Origin of the sequence: Ralstonia sp. AU12-08 (assembly GCF_000442475.1) — a bacterium.
GTDB lineage: Bacteria > Pseudomonadota > Gammaproteobacteria > Burkholderiales > Burkholderiaceae > Ralstonia > Ralstonia insidiosa.
Map to the genome: position 1 here is coordinate 168,528 of NZ_ASZV01000029.1, position 18,044 is coordinate 186,571.

Here is an 18,044-nt window from a genome sequence, read left to right on the forward strand (position 1 = left end):
CCCATGAAAAACGCCGGCGCCTGTGATCAGGCCGCCGGCGTTGTCGTTGCCGCGAGGCGTTTCGCTCAAGGGCGCCCGATGTAGTCGAACTTGCCGATCTCCACGCCGTTATGGCGCAGCAACGCATACGCCATGGAGATGTGGAAATAGAAATTCGGCAGCATGAAGCCACGCAGGTAATCGATGCCGCTGAACTGCAGCTCGCCCTTCGGGGACTTGAGCGTGACCGTACGATCCTCGCTGCCGGCAAACGCTACCGGGTCGACGCTGTTGACGTACTCGAGCGTCTTGGCGATGCGCGCCTTCAGTTCCGGGATGGTGGCCTCGACATCCGGATATGACGGCGGCTCAGCGCCTGACAAGCGCGCTGCCGCGCCCTTGGCCTGATCGCAGGCGATCTGCACCTGACGCGTGAACGGATGCATGTCGGGCGCCAGGCGCGCCGTCATGAGATTGGCAGGGTCGAACTTCTTCGCTTCTGCATGGGCAGCCGCCTTGTCGAGCAACGCCGAGAGATTGCCCAGCATGCGGTTGGCAGTCGGCACCAGAAATTCGTACATGGAAGGGGTTGTCATCTGGAAGTGCTCCGTAAGTTCAGGAAGAGTTGCGGCAACGCCCGCCACAACAACTGTGGCGCGATTCTACCGCTGCACGCAATGGCTCACCCGAGCCCATCCAACCAAAAATCCAGGTGCAAACAGGCCCAGCTTGCCCCGAATTTTGGGGATGCGTGCTGCAACGCTCGCCAGTACATTGGGAGCACACGAGACCCAGTCTTCGGAAAGCTGCCATGCCAAACACATCGACTCTGCGCACACTCCTGCTCGCACTTCTGCTGGTGTTGATGTCCAGCATGGCAAACGCGGCACCACCGAAGGAATGGGGGTTTCTGCCCTTGGGAGAGGCAATCAAAATCGCCAAACGAGACAACAAGCCGATCTTTGTGTTGTTCGGCTTTGAGGACTGTCCATGGTGCAGTCGGCTGTACGCAGGCGCAATGAGCGACAATGACTTGCGCGCGCAATATCAGTCATCGGTCGTGCTCGCCTATTTCGACACCAAGGGCGGTCCAAAGAGTGAGGTGTTTGATCTGCCGAATGGTGTGCAGCAAACCCGAGCGGGCATCATCCAGATTTTTGCAGCGTACCCCACGCCCTCGTGGGTGTTCCTGTCACCCGACGGCACAACGCTGGGCGCCGGCCGCAACGGAAAAACAACCGCCCGCGAAATGCGCAGAGATCTGGAAACGGCGCTGGCGAAAAAATCCGACAGCTAGTCGCCTTGTCCGGCCCGCTCGGGAACCTTACGCCACCCAATTCACTTTCGGGAATCGACCCGCAAACCCCTCCGGCATCGCCACTACCTTCTTGTCCGCGTAGTCGAAGAACACAAAGCCCGACTTGGCCATGGCGATCAGCGTATCGTCGGCCGGGCGCGTGATGCGGAAGATGATGTCGCCACCGTACTTGTTGAAGTCCATCACCCCCACTTCAAACAGCAGTTGATCGCGCGCATGCGCCTCGTTGCGGTACATGGTGGCGAGGTCGGTCACGATAATGCCGCTTCCTTTCTGCTCCACGTCCTCACTGGCGAACTCATAAAGAAAGCGCGCCCGCGCCTCAGAGATCATCGAGATCATCGAGTCATTGGCAAGATGGTTGGCCGAGTTGATATCGGTGACGCGCACGGTCAGGTGCGTTGCATAGCAGAACTGTTCGACAGGCAGGTCGAGTTTGAGACGGGCCATGATGGGAGTAACAGAAATGGTTTGGGCGCCGCACCGGCCTGGCGGGCAAGACGCCCATCATACGGAAGGCACCGGATCGGATTACGGCATTGCGGCGTTGCGGCGTTGATGACCGCACCACCTTATCCACCATCGCGGACCGGTAACGCCGTCGAATACTTGATCTGCTCCATCGCAAACGATGAACTCACATCGGACAGCGGCACCGCTTTGATGAGCTGCTTGTAGACGCGATCGTAGTCCTCAATGCCCGTCACCGCGACGCGCAACAGATAGTCGACTTCGCCGCTCATCCGGTAGACCTCGACCACTTCCGGCATCGCACTCACCACCTGCGTGAAACGCTGCGCCCACTTCTCCGTATGTTGATCGGTTCGCACCGCGACGAACACCGTGGTACCGACCCCCAGCTTGCGCGCATCGCACAGCGCCACCTGCGCCCGGATGACGCCTGTCTCCTTGAGACGTTGCACCCGCTTCCAGCACGGCGTCTGCGAGAGATTCACGCGTTGCGCGAGCTCCGCTATGGGCAGGGTCACATCGGCCTGCAACAACCTCAGCAACTCGCGGTCAATGGCATCCATTTTTTTAGAGTAAATACTTTTTACGTAGTCGCAATTTTAAGAAATATTTTTCTCCATCGATAGGCGTATAGCAGGAATTTTGAATTATTTTTCCGGGTCGTTCGCCGTATCATTTCCTCGCCCCTACCGCAGCAAGAGAACGACATGAGCGACAGCAACACGATGCACTACCTCGACTACGCCGCCACCACGCCGGCCGACCCCCGCGTGATCGCCGCGATGACTGCCTGCCTTGGCATCGAGGGTGCATTTGGCAATCCCGCATCGAGCTCACACGCGACCGGGCGACGCGCGAAGAACCAGGTCGAGCACGCACGCGAACAGGTTGCCGCGCTTATTGGCGCAGATGCCGACGAGATCATCTGGACATCCGGTGCCACCGAATCCAACAACCTCGCCCTGAAGGGCTACGCGGATACCGCCACCGACAAGCGCCACCTGATCACCAGCCGCATCGAGCACAAGGCCATTCTGGACACGATGGCGCACCTGTCGACGCGCGGCCCATCGGCAGTCTCGGTGACGTACCTCTCGCCAACTGCGCAGGGCGAGATGACCGCTGACGCCGTGGCCGCAGCAATGACCCCGGAGACGGGCCTCGTCTCGCTCATGCTGGTGAACAACGAGCTTGGCACGTTGACCGACATCCGTGCGATCGCGCAGATCGTGCACGCCGCGGGTGCCCTGTTCCATGTCGATGCAGCACAGGCGCTCGGCAAGACGCCGATTGACGTGCGTGCGCTCGGGATCGACATGCTGTCGATGTCCGCACACAAGTTCTATGGCCCCAAGGGCATCGGCGCGCTGTACGTCCGCCGCGAGATTGCAGACCGCATTGCGCCGCAGATGCATGGCGGTGGACATGAGCGCGGCCTGCGCTCGGGCACGCTGGCAACACATCAGATCGTCGGCATGGGGGTCGCATGCGAACTGGCGGCCGAAGAGATCGAGAGCGAAACCGCCCGGATTGCAGCGCTCAGCCAGCGACTGAAAACGTCGGTGCTCGCCTTGGGCGATGTGGTCCACAACGGTGACGTAGCACGACGCATCCCGCACACCCTGAGCTTGACGGTCAATGCGCCCGGCTTCTTCCCGTTCATGCTGGGCGACGATCTTGCCGTGTCATCGACCTCCGCGTGCAATTCCGCTGCCGGCACACCGTCCCACGTGCTCACGGCAATCGGTCTGGATGCCGACGCAGCAGGCCGCACCGTGCGCATCAGCCTTGGTCGTTTCACGACAGAGGAAGACATCGATTTCGCAATCGCCTGTTTTCAACGGGCCGTCGAGCAATGCCGGGCCACGGCGTCGAATGGATTGGCCGCTTCGCGCCAGATCATGCCGGCGGATCTGAAAGCGATTCGCGATGCGGGGTTCCGCTCCGTGATCTGCAACCGCCCCGATGGGGAGGGCATCGACCAGCCCGCCTTTGAAGAGATCGCCGCAGCCGCCCGCGAATTGGGCCTGGAGGCACGTTACTTACCCGTTGTGCCGAATCACATCGGCACGGCAGAAGTCGACGCGTTTGGCGCCTTGGTTGATGCACTGCCCAAGCCGATTCTCGCGTACTGCAGGAGCGGAAACCGCGCTGGCATGCTCTGGAATCGCCTGGTGGAGCAGCGCAAGGCAACTGCTTGAAGGAAGACGCGGCTTAACCCAACCAGGGCCGCAGTGCCTGCCACGCACGCAGCTTCTCCGCGTAGGACAAGGTATGCGCCGGACTGCTGGAGGGGAGCGTAAGAATGTGGTGGCTGCCGCCGTACGCACCGAGCGCTTTCTGCCCGATACGTGCAGCGGTGCCGCCGTTGAAGGCAATCACCGCCAGCTCCGGCAATGATGCGATGAGGCCGACGAGGTCGTTGCCGGCGTGGTCGCGGATGTTGCTGTCGAGGCTGCCTTCTCGCTTGGCCTCGGCCACGACATCCCACAAACCAAGGCGATGCGCGCGCAGCGCTTGCAGGCGCGCGTCGTAGTCCATGCCCGGCAAATCTTGGCCGATCACCTCACCGGCCAGACGCCAGAACTGGTTGTGCTTGTAGGCGTAGTACTGCGCTTGCGCAAGCGATGCCTCGCCGGGGAGGCTCCCCAGGATCAGCACACGTGTGTGTGCGTCGACCACAGGCGGAAAGCATCGCTTGAGCGTCACGCTCAGGCCAGCAGACGGTTCACGCGTTGCACGTAAGCCGCCGGGTCCGTCAGCGAGCCGCCTTCAGCCAGCAGCGCCTGATCGAACAACACATGCAGGCGATCTTCAAACGCAGCGCGATCGGCGTCGTTGCCGGTGATGGTTTCCAGCAGCGCCAGCTTGCGGACGAGCGGATGCGTCGGGTTCAGTTCCAGCACCGGCTTGCTTTCAGGCGCTTGCTGGCCGGCCTGCTTGAGCAGACGCGCCAGCGTGCCGCTGATGTCGCCATCGTCCGCCACCAGGCACGACGGGGAATCGGTCAGGCGATGCGTGATGCGCACGTCCTTGGCCTTGTCGGCCAGCACGGCCTTGGCGCGCTCGACCAGTGCCTTGAACTCGCCTTCCACCTTGGCGTGCTCGGCCTTCTCGGCTTCGTCTTCCATGGCGCCTAGGTCGAGATCGCCACGCGCCACCGACACCAGTTCCTTCTCTTCGAAGTCGTGCAGGAACGAGAGCATCCACTCGTCCACGCGGTCGGTCAGCAGCAGCACTTCCACGCCCTTCTTGCGGAAGATTTCCAGGTGCGGGCTCGACTTGGCGGCCGTCCAGTTCTCGGCGGTCACGTAGTAGATCTTGTCCTGACCTTCCTTCATGCGGCCGATGTAGTCAGCCAGCGAGACGGTCTGTGCGCTGTCTTCATTGTGCGTGGACGCGAAGCGCAGCAGCTTGGCGATGCGATCCTTGTTGGCGTGGTCTTCGCCGATGCCTTCCTTGAGCACCTGGCCGAAGTGTTGCCAGAACGTGGCGTACTTCTCCTTCTCGGCCGCGTCATCCGACTCGGCCATCGATTCGAGCATGCCCAGCACGCGCTTGGTCGAGCCCTCGCGAATGGCCTTCACATCGCGGCTTTCCTGCAGGATTTCGCGCGAGACGTTCAGCGGCAGGTCCGCCGAATCGATCACGCCCTTCACGAAGCGCAGGTAGCCCGGCAGCAGTTGCTCGGCGTCGTCCATGATGAAGACGCGCTTGACGTACAGCTTCAGGCCGCTGCGGCGCTCGCGGTCCCACAGGTCGAACGGTGCGTTGGTCGGCAGGTACAGCAGCTGCGTGTATTCGCTGCGGCCCTCCACGCGGTTGTGCGTCCAGGCCAGCGGCTTGCCGTTTTCGTGCGCGATGTGCTGATAGAAGGCGATGTACTGCTCGTCGGTCACGTCGGCACGCGGGCGGGCCCACAGGGCGCTGCCTTGGTTGATGGTTTCCCATTCATCCTGGGGGACCATCGTTTTCTTCTCTTCGTCCCACGTTTCCTTGCGCATCTGGATCGGTAGGGAGATGTGGTCCGAATACTTCTGCACGACCGACTTGATGCGCCAGGCGGAGAGGAAATCGTCCTCGCCCTCGCGCAGGTGCAGCGTGATGGTGGTGCCGCGCTCGGCGCGCTCGATGGTGTCGACGGTGAACTCGCCATCGCCGGTGCTTTCCCAGCGCACGCCTTCATTGGCGGCCACGCCGGCGCGGCGCGATTCCACCGTCACGCGGTCGGCCACGATGAAGGCCGAGTAGAAGCCCACGCCAAACTGGCCGATCAGCGCAGCGTCTTTCTGCTGATCGCCCGAGAGCTGGCTGAAGAACTCGCGCGTGCCCGAGCGGGCGATGGTGCCGAGGTTGCGGATGGCCTCGTCGCGGCTCATGCCGATGCCGTTGTCGGCAATGGTGATGGTGCGTGCGGCGGCATCGAAGCCGATACGGATGCCCAGCTCACCGCCACCTTCCAGCAATTGCGGATTGGCGATGCCTTCAAAGCGCAGCTTGTCCACCGCATCCGACGCATTGGAAACCAACTCCCGCAGGAAGATTTCCTTGTTGCTGTACAGCGAGTGGATCATCAGATGCAGAAGCTGCTTCACTTCTGCCTGGAAAGCCATCTTCTCGTGCGGTGCGCTCATGGTGTGCGTAAAAAGTCAGAAAAGTGGAAAGAGAAGCGGGCTACACCTTGCGCGGGCGCCCGCATGAATTTGTGAGGCTAGATAAGGCGGATGCGCTGGTTTTCAAGCCCCGCGCTCGAGCTGCTCGGCCAGGAAGCGGAGCATGTCCGGATCGGCGCTGGTGGCGATGTTGAAGCGCATCCAGGTGGAGGGCATCTGCGACGGCGAGAACAGGCTCCCCGGCGCAAACACGTAGCCCTGCTCGTGCCCGGCACGGGCGATGGCGTTGGTGTCCTGCCCCGTATCGGCCCAGAGGAACATGCCCGCGCCCTGCTGGGCAAACAGCTTCAGGCCCAGGCGTTCGAGGTTGCGCTGAACGCCATCCCGGGCACGGTCCAGGCGGCCTCGCACCCGGTCGACATGCTTGCGGTACTGGCCTTCGGTGAGGATCCTGTACAGCACCCGCTCGTTGACCTCGGGCGTGGTCAGACCCGCCAGCAGCTTGCTATCGGTCAGGTTCTTGGCCAACTCCGGATGGCACGCAATAAAGCCCACGCGCAGGTTGATCGCCAGCGTCTTGGAAAAACTGCTCAGGTAGATCACGCGGCGCAACTGGTCGAGGCTTGCCAGGCGCGTGCCTTGGTGTCCAGGCGGCGCGAGGTCCCCATAGATATCGTCTTCGACGATCAGGAAGCCGTACTGCTCGGCCAACCGCAACAACTGGAACGCCTTGGCCGCCGAGAGCGACGTGCCCGTCGGGTTGTGCAGGATCGAGTTGATGATCAGCAGCTTGGGCCGGCGCACCTGCACCAGCCCTTCCAGGGCCACCAGGTCCGGCCCCTCGGTGGTGTACGGCACACCGATCACCTGGGCACCCTGCGCGGCAAAGCGGCCGAACATCAGGAACCACGCCGGATCGGCCACCAGCACCGTATCACCGGGCTGCACGTACTGGCGCGCGATCAGGTCGAGCGATGAGGTGATGCCTGAGGTCATGACAATCTGGTCGGGCCGTGCGCCGATCTCAAGCTCCGCCAGGCGCGTCTGCAACTGCTGGCGCAGCGGCAAGAAGCCCTGCGGCAAACCCGGCGCCAGAAACTGGCTGCCGTTCTGGCGGCCCAGTGTGCGCAATGCGTTGGCGATCAACTCGCCATCCAACCAGCCGTTGGGCAAGAAACCCGTCCCGGGCGACTTGCGCGGCTCGGCCGAAAGAAACATGTTGCGCAGCAGCCAGGCCACATCCACCTTGCGCCCAACCGCCAGCGGCGCGACCGGCTCTTCCGGCAGCGGCGTATGGCGCTCCTTCACATAGAAGCCCGAGCCGCGGCGCGATTCCAGATACCCCTGCGCCACCAGCCGCTCGTATGCCTCCACCACCGTGAAGCGCGAAATGCTCTTCTCCTGCGCCAGTTGCCGGATCGACGGCATGCGCATGCCGGCCCGAAAGACGCGTTCGTCGATGCGCATGCGCGCCCACTCGGTCAGCTGATCCACCAGCGTCATCTGCGCCGATGGAATGGGGTCGGGCAGTTGCTCCGCAGCCGGCCTTGCGGTGGCGCGCCGGGCATCCAGACTGACGATTTGGGAGGAAGCGGTCATGACGGAGGTGAGTAAAAGAAGGGGCGAGAACTGTACAGAAAGCACCATGACAAAGTGTACAGGTACTGTACAGACACAGTTCGGTAGGATCAAGGTCAGAAATCCGCATCCAGCGAATCGGAGACCCCCGCCATGCCAACGCTCAAGCGCTTTGACGAAGACGCCTACCGCGTCACCTGCGACGCCACCGTCGTCGCCGTACATCCAGAAGGCATCGAGTTGGACCAGACCGTGTTCTACGCCCGCAGCGGCGGCCAGGCGGGTGACACCGGCGTGCTCGCCCTCGGTGATGGGCAAACCATCGCCATTGCCGACACCGTCTACAGCCCGGATCGCCAGACGGTGCTGCACGTGCCGGCCGAGGGCGCAGATCTCACCCTGCTCGCTTCCGGCACGCCCGTCACCGCCTCCATCGACTGGGACCGTCGCCACCGGCTGATGCGCTTGCACACGTGCCTGCACCTGCTCGGCTCGCTGATCCCGGTGCCGGTCACGGGTTGCGGCATCTCGCCGGATTCCGGCCGCATCGATTTCGATCTGCCCGAATCGACGCTCGACCGCGACACGCTCACCACGCAACTGAACGAACTCATCGGCCGCAACACGCCCGTGCGCATCGACCTGATCACGCCGGAAGAACTGGCCGCGCAGCCCGAACTGGTGCGCACCATCGGCGCGGCGCCCCCGGTGGGCGCGGGGGCCATCCGCATCATCCGTATCGACGGCATTGATCGCCAGCCGTGCGGCGGCACCCACGTGCGCGCCACCGGAGAGATCGGCCGTGTGGTCGTCACCAAGATCGAGAAGAAGAGCCGCCAGAACCGCCGCGTTGCCGTGGCGTTTGCGGATTGAACGGACGCGCGCCATGACCAAGTCCGCCACCCTGCCCCTGGGCCACACCGACCACGCTGAGCGCCGCGGCATGCTGCTCGGCTTCACCGGCGTGGCGATTTTTAGCCAGACGCTGCCGTTCACGCGCATGGCCGTGGCCGAGCTGGATGCGACCTTCGTGGCACTGGTTCGAGCGGTGTTGGCCAGTGTGCTGGCGCTGGGCCTGCTGGCAGCCACCGGCGCGTTCGCCGCAGCCAAACGGCCGCATGGCAGCCAGTGGTGGCAACTCGCGGTCACGGCGATGGGCGTGGTGGTGGGTTTTCCGCTGTTTTCGTCGCTGGCGATGCGCGATGTGCCGGCCGCGCACGGCGCCATCATCACCGGCCTGCTGCCGCTCGCGACTGCTGTGTTTGCCGCGTGGTTTGGGCGTGAACGGCCATCGACGGGGTTCTGGCTGTGTGCGGTGGTGGGCAGCGTGCTCGTCGTCTCATTTGCGCTGCTGCAAGGTGCCGGTGCCCTGCATCGCGCCGACTGGCTGCTGTTCGCCGCCATGGTGACTGGCGCCCTCGGCTATGCAACGGGCGGCAAGCTCTCGCGCGAGTTGGGCGGCACGCAGACGATTGCCTGGGCGCTGGTCATCTCGCTGCCCGTGCTGCTGCCGATGGTGGGTGCACTGGCGTGGCTGCCGTCCACGCATCAGGCCGAAGCATTGATGCATGCTTCGACGCGCGCCTGGGTGGGGCTGGCTTACGTGTCGGCCTTCTCCATGTTCATCGGCTTCCTGTTCTGGTATTCGGGCCTGGCCGCGGGCGGTGTTGCGCGGGTCGGCCAGATACAATTGCTGCAACCTTTCATGACGTTGATCGGCGGCTGGCTGCTGCTGGGCGAATCGCTCGATGCGCCCACCGTGCTGTTTGCGCTGGCAGTGATTGCCGTGGTCGGCATCGGCCGGCGAACGTCGGTACGCCGATAGCAGCGTCTTCCCCGTTTTTGTTCACCGCACTCACCAAGGAGTCAACATGTCCGCCACGCACGACGCCCAGGCAAAGCTCAAGCAACTGGGTATCGAACTGCCCGCCGCCGGTGCCCCCGCTGCCGCCTACGTCATGGCCGCGCAGACCGGCAACCAGGTCTTCCTGTCCGGCCACATCGCCAAGAAGGACGGCAAGCCGTGGGTTGGCAAGCTGGGCGCCAACATGACCACCGAGGAAGGCAAGGCCGCTGCACGCGCCATCGCCATCGACCTGATGGCCACGCTGAACACGCACCTGGGTGGCGACCTCGGCCGCGTCAAGCGCATCGTCAAGGTCATGAGCCTCGTCAACTCCACGCAGGAGTTCACCGAGCAGCACCTGGTAACCAACGGCGCGTCGGAACTGCTGGCCGAAGTGTTCGGCGACACTGGCAAGCACGCCCGCAGCGCCTTCGGCGTCGCGCAGATTCCGTTCGGCGCGTGTGTCGAGATCGAACTGATTGCTGAAGTCGCTTAAGCACCCCAATTGCGACGCGCCAGTCCTGCAAGACGGGGGCGTTGCCTGCTATCCTTTTCGCTTTGCCCACCCACGGCGCCCGCTCACGAGGTGGGCGCCGCAACACAAGGACCACACCATGGACCACACCGCCTGTACCTTCTCCAACCGTGCTCAGAAACTGACCAGCTCGGCGATCCGGGAAATCCTCAAGATCACTGAACGCCCTGAGGTCATTTCGTTTGCCGGCGGCCTGCCCGCCCCGGTCACCTTCCCGGTCGAAGCGATTCAGGCGGCGTGCGCCCGCATGTTTGCAGACAACCCGCAGGCCGCATTGCAATACGGCCCGACCGAGGGGCTGTCTGGGCTGCGTGAATGGATTGCCCAGCGTCATGGCACCACCGCATCGCGCGTGCTCATCACGACAGGCTCGCAGCAGGGGTTGGACCTGCTGGGCAAGATCTTCATTGACCCGCAAAGCAAGGTGATGGTCGAAACGCCAAGCTACTTGGGCGCTCTGCAATCGTTCTCGCTGTTCGAACCGGCCTATACGTCGGTGCCCAGCGATGACCAGGGCCTGCTGCCCGAAGCGCTCACGCCCGAGCTGACCGCCGGCGCGCGCTTCTTCTACACCATCCCGAACTTCCAGAACCCGACCGGCCGCCGCCTGCCGCTGGAGCGCCGCCAGGCCCTGGTGGCCCGCGCCAAGGAACTCGGCGTGCTGCTGGTGGAAGACGATCCGTACGGCGAGCTGAGCTACACCGGCGACCAACTGCCCTCGCTGCGCTCGCTCAACCCGGACGGCGTGATCTACATGGGCTCGTTCTCGAAGATCCTGGCGCCGGGCATGCGCCTGGGCTACATCATTGCGCCCGAGCACATCCACTTCAAACTCGTGCAAGCCAAGCAGGCGTCGGACCTGCACACGCCCAGCTTCACGCAGCGCGTGGCCTACGAGGTGCTGAAGACTGGCCTGCTCGACACGCACATCCCGAGCATCCGTAACCTGTATGGCAAGCAGTGCGAGGCGATGCTCGATTCGCTCCAGCGCCACATGCCGCAAGGCGTTCACTGGAATCGCCCGGAAGGCGGCATGTTCATCTGGGTGGAGGTGCCGGAAGGCATCGACACGATGGCGCTGCTGGAAAAAGCCGTCGCGCGCAACGTGGCCTTCGTGCCGGGCGCACCGTTCTATGCCAACGCCCCGCGCCGCAATACCCTGCGCCTGGCGTTCGTGACGGTGGCGCCGGAACGCATTGAACAAGGCATTGCCGTGCTGGGTGAGTTGCTGCGCGCAGAAATTGCGGCAGTCACACCCAAGGCCGCCTAAATTACGTAACTACGCTTACACATCCATCTAAAAAAGGAGCCGTCGTCGATGCTGCGGATCTGGGGAAGACTCTCTTCGGTCAACGTGCAGAAAGTGGTCTGGTGCGCGCGCGAGCTGTCGCTCGACCACGAGCGCATCGACGTCGGCGGCGCCTTCGGGGGCGTCGACACGCCGGAGTTCAAGGCGATGAACCCGAACGGCATGATCCCCGTCATCGAAGACGGCCTGAACGATTCCAGCGACGCGCGCTTCGTCCTGTGGGAGTCCAATGCGATCGTGCGTTATCTCTCCGCACGCTACGGCCCGGGCAACCTGTACCCGCTTGAACTGCACGAGCGCGCAGACGCCGATCGCTGGATGGATTGGCAGACCACCTCATTCAGCCCGTCGATGGTGGATGCGTTCCTGCAGCTCGTACGTACCCCGGAAGACCAGCGCGACGCCACCCGCATCGAGCGCTCGCGCCAGGCTGCCGAGCGCACCACCGCCATCCTCGACACCGTGCTGGCCAAACAGCCCTATATGGCCGGCCAGCGCTTCACCATGGCGGACATCGTGTGCGGCTGCGCCGCACACCGCTGGTTCGGGCTGCCGATCGAGCGTCCGGCGCGTCCCCACCTCGAGCGCTGGATGGCCGAGCTGCGCGATCGGCGCGCGGCGCAGGAAGTGTTGGCGTTGCCGGTGGTCTGAACAAAAGTCTGCGCGATTAATAGGCTGTTACAAACCTCCAGTCATCCACACCCACCGGGCTCCCGTTCAAGAGCGGTAGGCGCAAGCGTCATTCCGTGTGACGCGCCTCATGTCCGGGCGCCCGCCCTGGAATGACTAGGAGATGTCTTGATGAAGCACGTTGGATTCCGCCTTTTGCTGCCCGTGTTGGCGCTCAGCAGTGCGCTGGCCGGTTGTGTGGTCGCGCCAATCGAGCCGCCCACGGTGGCCCCGGCAGGTGTGGTGTATGTCGCACCAGTGGCTGTCGCCCCTGGACCGGGCTATACCTGGCGCTATCACGCGCACTACGGCTGGGGATGGTGGCACCCGCACCATGGCTGGCACGAGGGTTGGCGTTAAGCCAACACCGTAGCTGATTGCGGTAGCATCACCAACCGCGCACGGCCTTCAACGCCGGCGCGGTTTTTTGTTTTTACCGAGGGAAACCCGGATGCGATTCCACCGACTTTCCACCCCCGTCGCCACGATCCTGTGGGGCGTGCTGTATCTGGTTGCCGCCATCGTGTCGCACCGCCTGAACGGGCCGGTGGACATGACGGGCTATATCTGGCTGCCGGCGGGCGTGACCATGGCGGCCTTCATGCTGCGGCCGTACCGCGAATGGCCGGGGTTGGGTGCCGCTTTTGCCGTAGCGCAACTGGCGCTGGCCGCTATCGAGCACACCAATCCGGCGCACGCGATGCTCTTCGCGCTGGACGAGGTCGGCAGTTCGGCATTGGCCGTGGCGCTGATTCGGCTGATGGGCGTGCCGCTTGAAGGGTTGTACTTCCTGCGCGCCATGCTAACGGCGGGCGCGATCAGCGGCATTGTCGGCGCGCTGTTCGGGGCGGCATGGTTTGCGTGGTCACAGGGCGGCTCGTTCGGACACGTCTTCCGGGTCTGGGGCGCATCGGATTTCCTGGGCGTGCTGATTGTCACGCCAGTGCTGGCGGCCTGGTCGCGCTTTCGCGCATTCCGCTCGGGGGGGACCGATCGCACCGACTTCCTGCTCGGTCTGGTGGCCTTCATCGCGCTGGCCGTGTCGTCTTACGTGGTCTTCGATGGCAACAGCGCGGACAAGTTTGGCGATGGCATTGGTTTTGCGCTGACCTACGTCCCGCTGTTCTTTGCCGTGGTGGTGGCCCTGCTGTGGGGCGGGCGCGGCGGCTCGGTAGCGGTGCTGCTGCTGGCGCTGGTGGCGCTCACGCAAACGGCCGAAGGCGATGGCCCGTTTGCGGTGCTCGATCGCCACTACGGCCAATCGCTGCTGGAAACGCAGTTGTACCTGGGCGTTGCCGCACTGCTGGTGCTGCTGGTGAGCGCACTCAAAACCACGCGCGAGCAACTGCACGAGCAAAGCGCGCACTGGCAGAACCGCGTGGAGCTGGCGCTGGCCGCGTCCAGCCAGCTCGTCTACACCATCGACCCGGCCAGCGGCCGAATCGACTGGGGCGGCGACGTGACGCTGGCCTTCGGGCACGACGCGCAGACCATGGCTTCGGTCTCCACCGTGCTGCAGCTCGTGCATCCGGACGACCGCGCCGGCTTGAGCGCCCGTTGGCTGGGCACGCCGGTATTCGACGATGAGGCTGTCCCGCCCGCACGCCGGCAAACGCTGCGCCTCACCGCGCGTGACGGCACGTTGCATACAGTGGTGGATACCGGCGGGCCGCTGACGGACGCCGTGGGCAATACGGCGCTGGTGGCCGGCACCTGGTCGGTCGAGACGGCACTGTGACCACGCCGGCGCCCGGCAGCACGGCTGTGCTGCTGATCCATGGCCTGGGCGGCACGTCCTACGATCTGGGCGTGCTGCAGAAAGCGCTGCGCAACGCGGGCGCGGTGGCGCTCGCCCCCACCCTGCCCGGCCATGGCACGCGCCCGGAAGACCTGCTCGCCACGCATGCCGAGGCGTGGCTCGATACGCTTGCGCAAACGTACAACCAACTCCTGGCCGAGCATGAAACGGTGCACATCGCTGGCATGTGCATGGGCGCGCTGCTGGCGCTGGTGCTGGCGCATCGCGTGCGACACGGCGTGGATCGCCCACAAGCCAGGCTGGCGCTGCTGGCAACGCCTATGTACATCGACGGCTGGTCGACACCGTGGTACCGGGAGCTGCGTCACGCGGTGTACCGGATTCCCGGCATGGCCGCGCGCATGCGTGTGGAAGAAGACGAGCCCTTCGGCATCAAGAACCCGCTGTTGCGACGGATCATCAAGGCCAAGCTCGCGCGCGGCGACAGCTTCCACTATCCGTGGGTGCCGCTCACGTGCATTCGCGAAGTCGATCGGCTGCGCGCCAAGGCACATGCAGCCATGCGCACCACCCCCTGCGAGACGCTGATCATCCACGCCCGTGAAGACGAACTGACCAGCCTGCGTTCTGCCGAGACCCTGCAGGCCAACTTGCCGCATGCCCGCACCGTGGTGCTGGAAAACAGCTACCACATGATCTGCGTAGACAACGACCGTGATCAGGTCGCGGCCGAGCTGCTGGGCTTCTTCCAGTTCGACCCGGCGGCCGCCAGGCGTAAGGCCACAGCCGCCACCGATTGAGCGAGTCGATCAGGCCGCCGGCCCGGCAGTCTCGTGCTCGTGCGCCGCATCCAGCCGGCGCTGGCGCTCGCTGCCCTTGAACACGCGCCGCACCACCACAAAGAACACCGGCACCAGGAACACCGCCAACACCGTCGCCGTGATGATGCCGCCCAGCACACCCGTACCGATCGCGCGCTGGCTGGCGGATGCCGCCCCCGTTGCCATCGCCAGCGGCACCACGCCGAAGGCAAACGCCAGCGAGGTCATCACGATCGGCCGGAAGCGCAGGCGTGCGGCCTCCAGCGTGGCCTCGATCAGGCCCATGCCCTGCGCCACCAGGTCCTTGGCGACTTCGATGATCAGGATCGCGTTCTTGGCTGACAGGCCGATCGTGGCGATCAAGCCGACCTTGAAGTAGATGTCGTTGGGCAGGAAACGCAGCGTGGCACCCAGCAGTGCACCAAACACCCCAAGCGGCACCACCAGCATGACGGCCAGCGGAATCGACCAGCTTTCATACAACGCCGCCAAACACAGGAACACCACCAGGATCGACAGCGCAAACAGCGCCGGCGCCTGCGCACCCGACAAGCGCTCTTCGAACGATTGACCGGTCCACTCATAGCCAAAGCCGTCGGGCAAGTCACGCACGATGGATTCCATGGCGGCCATCGCCTCACCCGAACTGTGGCCGGGTGCGGGTGAGCCGGTGATCGACATGGCCGGGAAGCCGTTGTAGCGGTCCAGCTTGAGCGGCCCGACGATCCACTTGGCGGTGGTGAAGGCGGACAGCGGCACCATGGCGCCCGCCGCGTTGCGCACGTGCATGCGGCCGAGCTGCTCAACCGACACGCGCTGCTTGCCGTCAGCCTGCACGATCACGCGGCGCACCTGGTTGCGATAGACGAAGTCGCCCGCATAGTCGGAGCCGAACATCACGGCCAGCGTGCGGTTGATGTCGTCAATCGACACGCCCATCGACAGCGCCTTCTTGCGGTCCACGTCGATCAGGATCTGTGGGGCATCACCCTGGCCGGCAAAGGTCACGTCCGACAGTGCCGGATGCTTGGCGGCCGCGGCCAGTACGTGGTCGCGCGCTTGCGCCAGGCGCTCGTAGCCGGCGCCGCCACGGTCCTGCAGACGCAGATCGAAGCCGGGCTTGCTGCCCAACTCCGGCAGCGCGGGCGAGTTCATCGCCATGACCATCGTGCCCTTGATCTTGCCGAACGCGGCATTGGCGCGAGCAACCACGGCGTCGACGTGCTGGTCGTCACCCTTGCGGTGCTTCCACTCCTTGAGCGTGAGGAACAGCATGGCCGCGTTCTGCCCATTGCCGTACAGGCTGAAGCCGGTAATGGCCAGCGTTGAAGCGACAGCCGGCTCCTTGGTCATGAAGTAATGCTCGGCCTCGCGCACCACGTCGAGCGTCTGTGCCTGCGTGGCCCCCGTGGGCAGCATGACGACAGTCATGAACTCGCCGGTGTCCTCTTCCGGCAGGAAGGCGGTCGGTAAGCGCATGAACAACAGCACCACCACGCCGATGATCGCGCCATAGACAATCAGCGCGCGGCCGGTACGCGTCAGCAGCTTGGCGACACCACCTTGGTAACGCGCAGTCAATCGCCCAAAACCGCGGTTGAACGCGCCGAAGAAGCCCTTGCGCTCAGTGCTGTGCCCAGGCTCCACCGGCTTGAGCAACGTCGCGCACAAGGCCGGCGTCAACGTCAGCGCCAGGAAGGCCGAGAACACCATCGACACCGCCAGCGACAACGAGAACTGCCGATAGATGTTGCCCACCGCGCCGCCAAAGAACGCCATCGGCACGAACACCGCCGTCAGCACCAGCGAGATGCCGACGATGGCCCCGCTGATCTGCCGCATGGCCTTGGCCGTCGCATCGCGCGGCGAGAGCCCTTCTTCGTGCATCACCCGCTCGACGTTTTCCACCACCACGATGGCATCGTCAACGAGGATACCGATGGCGAGCACGAGGCCAAACAGCGTCAGCACGTTGATGGAAAAGCCCATCGGCAGCATCACCGCAAACGTGCCCAGCAGCGCAATCGGCACGACCAGCGTGGGGATGAGCGTGGCACGCAGGTTCTGCATGAACAGCATCATCACCAGAAACACCAGCACCACCGCTTCGAGCAACGTCTTCACCACCTGCTCGATGGCGATGCCGACAAAGCGCGAGCTGTCATACGCCACTTCGTAGCGCACGCCCGGCGGGAAATGTGCCTGCGCCTCGTCCAGCACCGCACGCACGCGCTTGGCCACACCCACCGCGTTGGCGCCCGGCGCGAGCTTGATACCGATGGTCGTGGCCGGCTTGCCGTTCATGCGCGAAAGGTACAGGTAGTCGCTACCGCCCAGCTCCACGCGCGCCACATCGCGCAGCAGCACCATGCGGCCCTGCGCATCCGCACGCAACGGAATCTGGCCGAACGCATCGGGCGTGGTCAGCCCGTCGTCACCGGTGATGCTCGCGTTGATGGGCGCACTGCCCGGCACCGCCCCGCTGCCGATTTCCCCCACGGTGATGCGCGCGTTGTAACGGCGCACGGCATCGCTCAAGTCGCCCGCGGTCAGGCCGAGTGCGGTGAGCTTGTCCGCATCGGGCCAGATGCGCATGGCGTATTCCGCATCGAACAACTGTGCGGTACCGACACCCGGCACGCGGCGCAGCTGCGGAATCAGATCGGACGAGGCCAGATCACCCAGGTCGATACCGTCGAAGCGGCCACGCTCGGCCGTCAGCGACAGATACATCATGTAGTTCTCGGCCGCTTTCTCAATGCGGATGCCGTTGCGGCGCACGACTTCGGGCAGGCGCTCCTCGACGATCTTCAGGCGGTTCTGCACCTCTACCGCCGCCAGATCGGGGCTGGTGCCCTGCTTGAACGACAGGTTGATCGACACGTTGCCCGCCGCATCGGACGACGACGACATGTACAGCAGCCCCGGCGCCCCGTTCATCTCGCGCTCGATGATGGCCGTGACAGCGCTCTCCGCCGTGCGCGCGGACGCGCCCGGATAGTTGGCACTGATGCTGACGTTGGGCGGCGCGATGTTCGGATACTGGGCCACCGGCAAGCTCGGCAGCGCAAGCAGGCCGGCCAGGATGATGGCCACCGCAATCACCCAGGCAAAGACCGGGCGGTCGATAAAGAAACGTGCCATGG

The 18,044-nt window shown here is 64.3% G+C and carries 17 protein-coding genes; 10 read left to right on the plus strand and 7 right to left on the minus strand.

Going from position 1 to position 18,044, the window contains the following annotated elements:
- Positions 1-65: 65 nt before the first annotated feature.
- Entirely contained in the window at positions 66-575 is a 510-nt protein-coding gene (locus C404_RS45515) for a DUF1993 domain-containing protein (protein ID WP_031329523.1), read from the minus strand.
- Positions 576-790: 215 nt separating this feature from the next.
- Here C404_RS45515 and C404_RS45520 point away from each other — a divergent pair, with 215 nt between their 5' ends.
- The gene (locus tag C404_RS45520) at positions 791-1,276 is read left to right on the plus strand and encodes a thioredoxin fold domain-containing protein (RefSeq protein ID WP_021195435.1); all 486 of its coding nucleotides are present in this window, start codon (positions 791-793) and stop codon (positions 1,274-1,276) included.
- A 27-nt stretch (positions 1,277-1,303) separates the two neighbouring features.
- Here C404_RS45520 and C404_RS45525 read toward each other — a convergent pair whose 3' ends face one another.
- Together C404_RS45525 and C404_RS45530 are read right to left on the minus strand one after the other, a co-directional pair.
- Entirely contained in the window at positions 1,304-1,747 is a 444-nt protein-coding gene (locus tag C404_RS45525; RefSeq protein ID WP_021195436.1) for a thioesterase family protein, read from the minus strand.
- A 122-nt stretch (positions 1,748-1,869) separates the two neighbouring features.
- Positions 1,870-2,331: an Lrp/AsnC family transcriptional regulator gene (locus C404_RS45530; protein WP_021195437.1), complete on the minus strand. Its 462-nt coding sequence runs from the start codon at positions 2,329-2,331 to the stop codon at positions 1,870-1,872.
- Between the two features lie 144 nt (positions 2,332-2,475).
- Between C404_RS45530 and C404_RS45535 the strand changes: the two genes are divergently transcribed.
- On the plus strand, positions 2,476-3,969 hold the full coding sequence (locus C404_RS45535; protein WP_021195438.1) for an aminotransferase class V-fold PLP-dependent enzyme: 1,494 nt from the start codon (positions 2,476-2,478) through the stop codon (positions 3,967-3,969).
- Positions 3,970-3,982: 13 nt separating this feature from the next.
- Here C404_RS45535 and C404_RS45540 read toward each other — a convergent pair whose 3' ends face one another.
- The 3 genes from C404_RS45540 to C404_RS45550 form a co-directional block, all read right to left on the minus strand.
- A complete protein-coding gene (locus tag C404_RS45540; RefSeq protein WP_031329525.1) occupies positions 3,983-4,477 on the minus strand; it encodes a DNA-deoxyinosine glycosylase in 495 nt (164 codons plus the stop codon).
- A 2-nt stretch (positions 4,478-4,479) separates the two neighbouring features.
- On the minus strand, positions 4,480-6,402 hold the full coding sequence (gene htpG / locus C404_RS45545) for a molecular chaperone HtpG (RefSeq protein WP_021195440.1): 1,923 nt from the start codon (positions 6,400-6,402) through the stop codon (positions 4,480-4,482).
- A gap of 102 nt (positions 6,403-6,504) precedes the next feature.
- Positions 6,505-7,980, minus strand: a complete 1,476-nt coding sequence (locus tag C404_RS45550) for an aminotransferase-like domain-containing protein (protein WP_031329527.1) — start codon at positions 7,978-7,980, stop codon at positions 6,505-6,507.
- A 132-nt stretch (positions 7,981-8,112) separates the two neighbouring features.
- On the opposite strand from C404_RS45550, the gene C404_RS45555 reads away from it, so the two are divergent.
- The 8 genes from C404_RS45555 (at position 8,113) to C404_RS45590 (ending at position 14,877) form a co-directional block, all read left to right on the plus strand.
- A complete protein-coding gene (locus tag C404_RS45555; RefSeq protein WP_021195442.1) occupies positions 8,113-8,832 on the plus strand; it encodes an alanyl-tRNA editing protein in 720 nt (239 codons plus the stop codon).
- 13 nt (positions 8,833-8,845) lie between these two features.
- Positions 8,846-9,784: a DMT family transporter gene (locus C404_RS45560; RefSeq protein WP_021195443.1), complete on the plus strand. Its 939-nt coding sequence runs from the start codon at positions 8,846-8,848 to the stop codon at positions 9,782-9,784.
- 46 nt (positions 9,785-9,830) lie between these two features.
- Positions 9,831-10,301: a RidA family protein gene (locus C404_RS45565; protein WP_021195444.1), complete on the plus strand. Its 471-nt coding sequence runs from the start codon at positions 9,831-9,833 to the stop codon at positions 10,299-10,301.
- A 118-nt stretch (positions 10,302-10,419) separates the two neighbouring features.
- Positions 10,420-11,610 carry an aminotransferase-like domain-containing protein gene (locus tag C404_RS45570; RefSeq protein WP_021195445.1) on the plus strand — a complete coding sequence of 397 codons (1,191 nt, stop codon included), beginning with the start codon at positions 10,420-10,422 and terminating at the stop codon, positions 11,608-11,610.
- A 48-nt stretch (positions 11,611-11,658) separates the two neighbouring features.
- Entirely contained in the window at positions 11,659-12,300 is a 642-nt protein-coding gene (locus C404_RS45575) for a glutathione S-transferase family protein (protein ID WP_021195446.1), read from the plus strand.
- Between the two features lie 150 nt (positions 12,301-12,450).
- A complete protein-coding gene (locus C404_RS45580; protein ID WP_021195447.1) occupies positions 12,451-12,678 on the plus strand; it encodes a hypothetical protein in 228 nt (75 codons plus the stop codon).
- A gap of 91 nt (positions 12,679-12,769) precedes the next feature.
- On the plus strand, positions 12,770-14,056 hold the full coding sequence (locus C404_RS45585) for an MASE1 domain-containing protein (protein WP_021195448.1): 1,287 nt from the start codon (positions 12,770-12,772) through the stop codon (positions 14,054-14,056).
- On the plus strand, positions 14,053-14,877 hold the full coding sequence (locus C404_RS45590) for an alpha/beta hydrolase (RefSeq protein ID WP_021195449.1): 825 nt from the start codon (positions 14,053-14,055) through the stop codon (positions 14,875-14,877). The genes C404_RS45585 and C404_RS45590 overlap by 4 nt, the downstream gene beginning before the upstream one ends.
- 9 nt (positions 14,878-14,886) lie before the next feature.
- Here C404_RS45590 and C404_RS45595 read toward each other — a convergent pair whose 3' ends face one another.
- A complete protein-coding gene (locus C404_RS45595) occupies positions 14,887-18,042 on the minus strand; it encodes an efflux RND transporter permease subunit (RefSeq protein WP_021195450.1) in 3,156 nt (1,051 codons plus the stop codon).
- Positions 18,043-18,044: the final 2 nt, after the last annotated feature.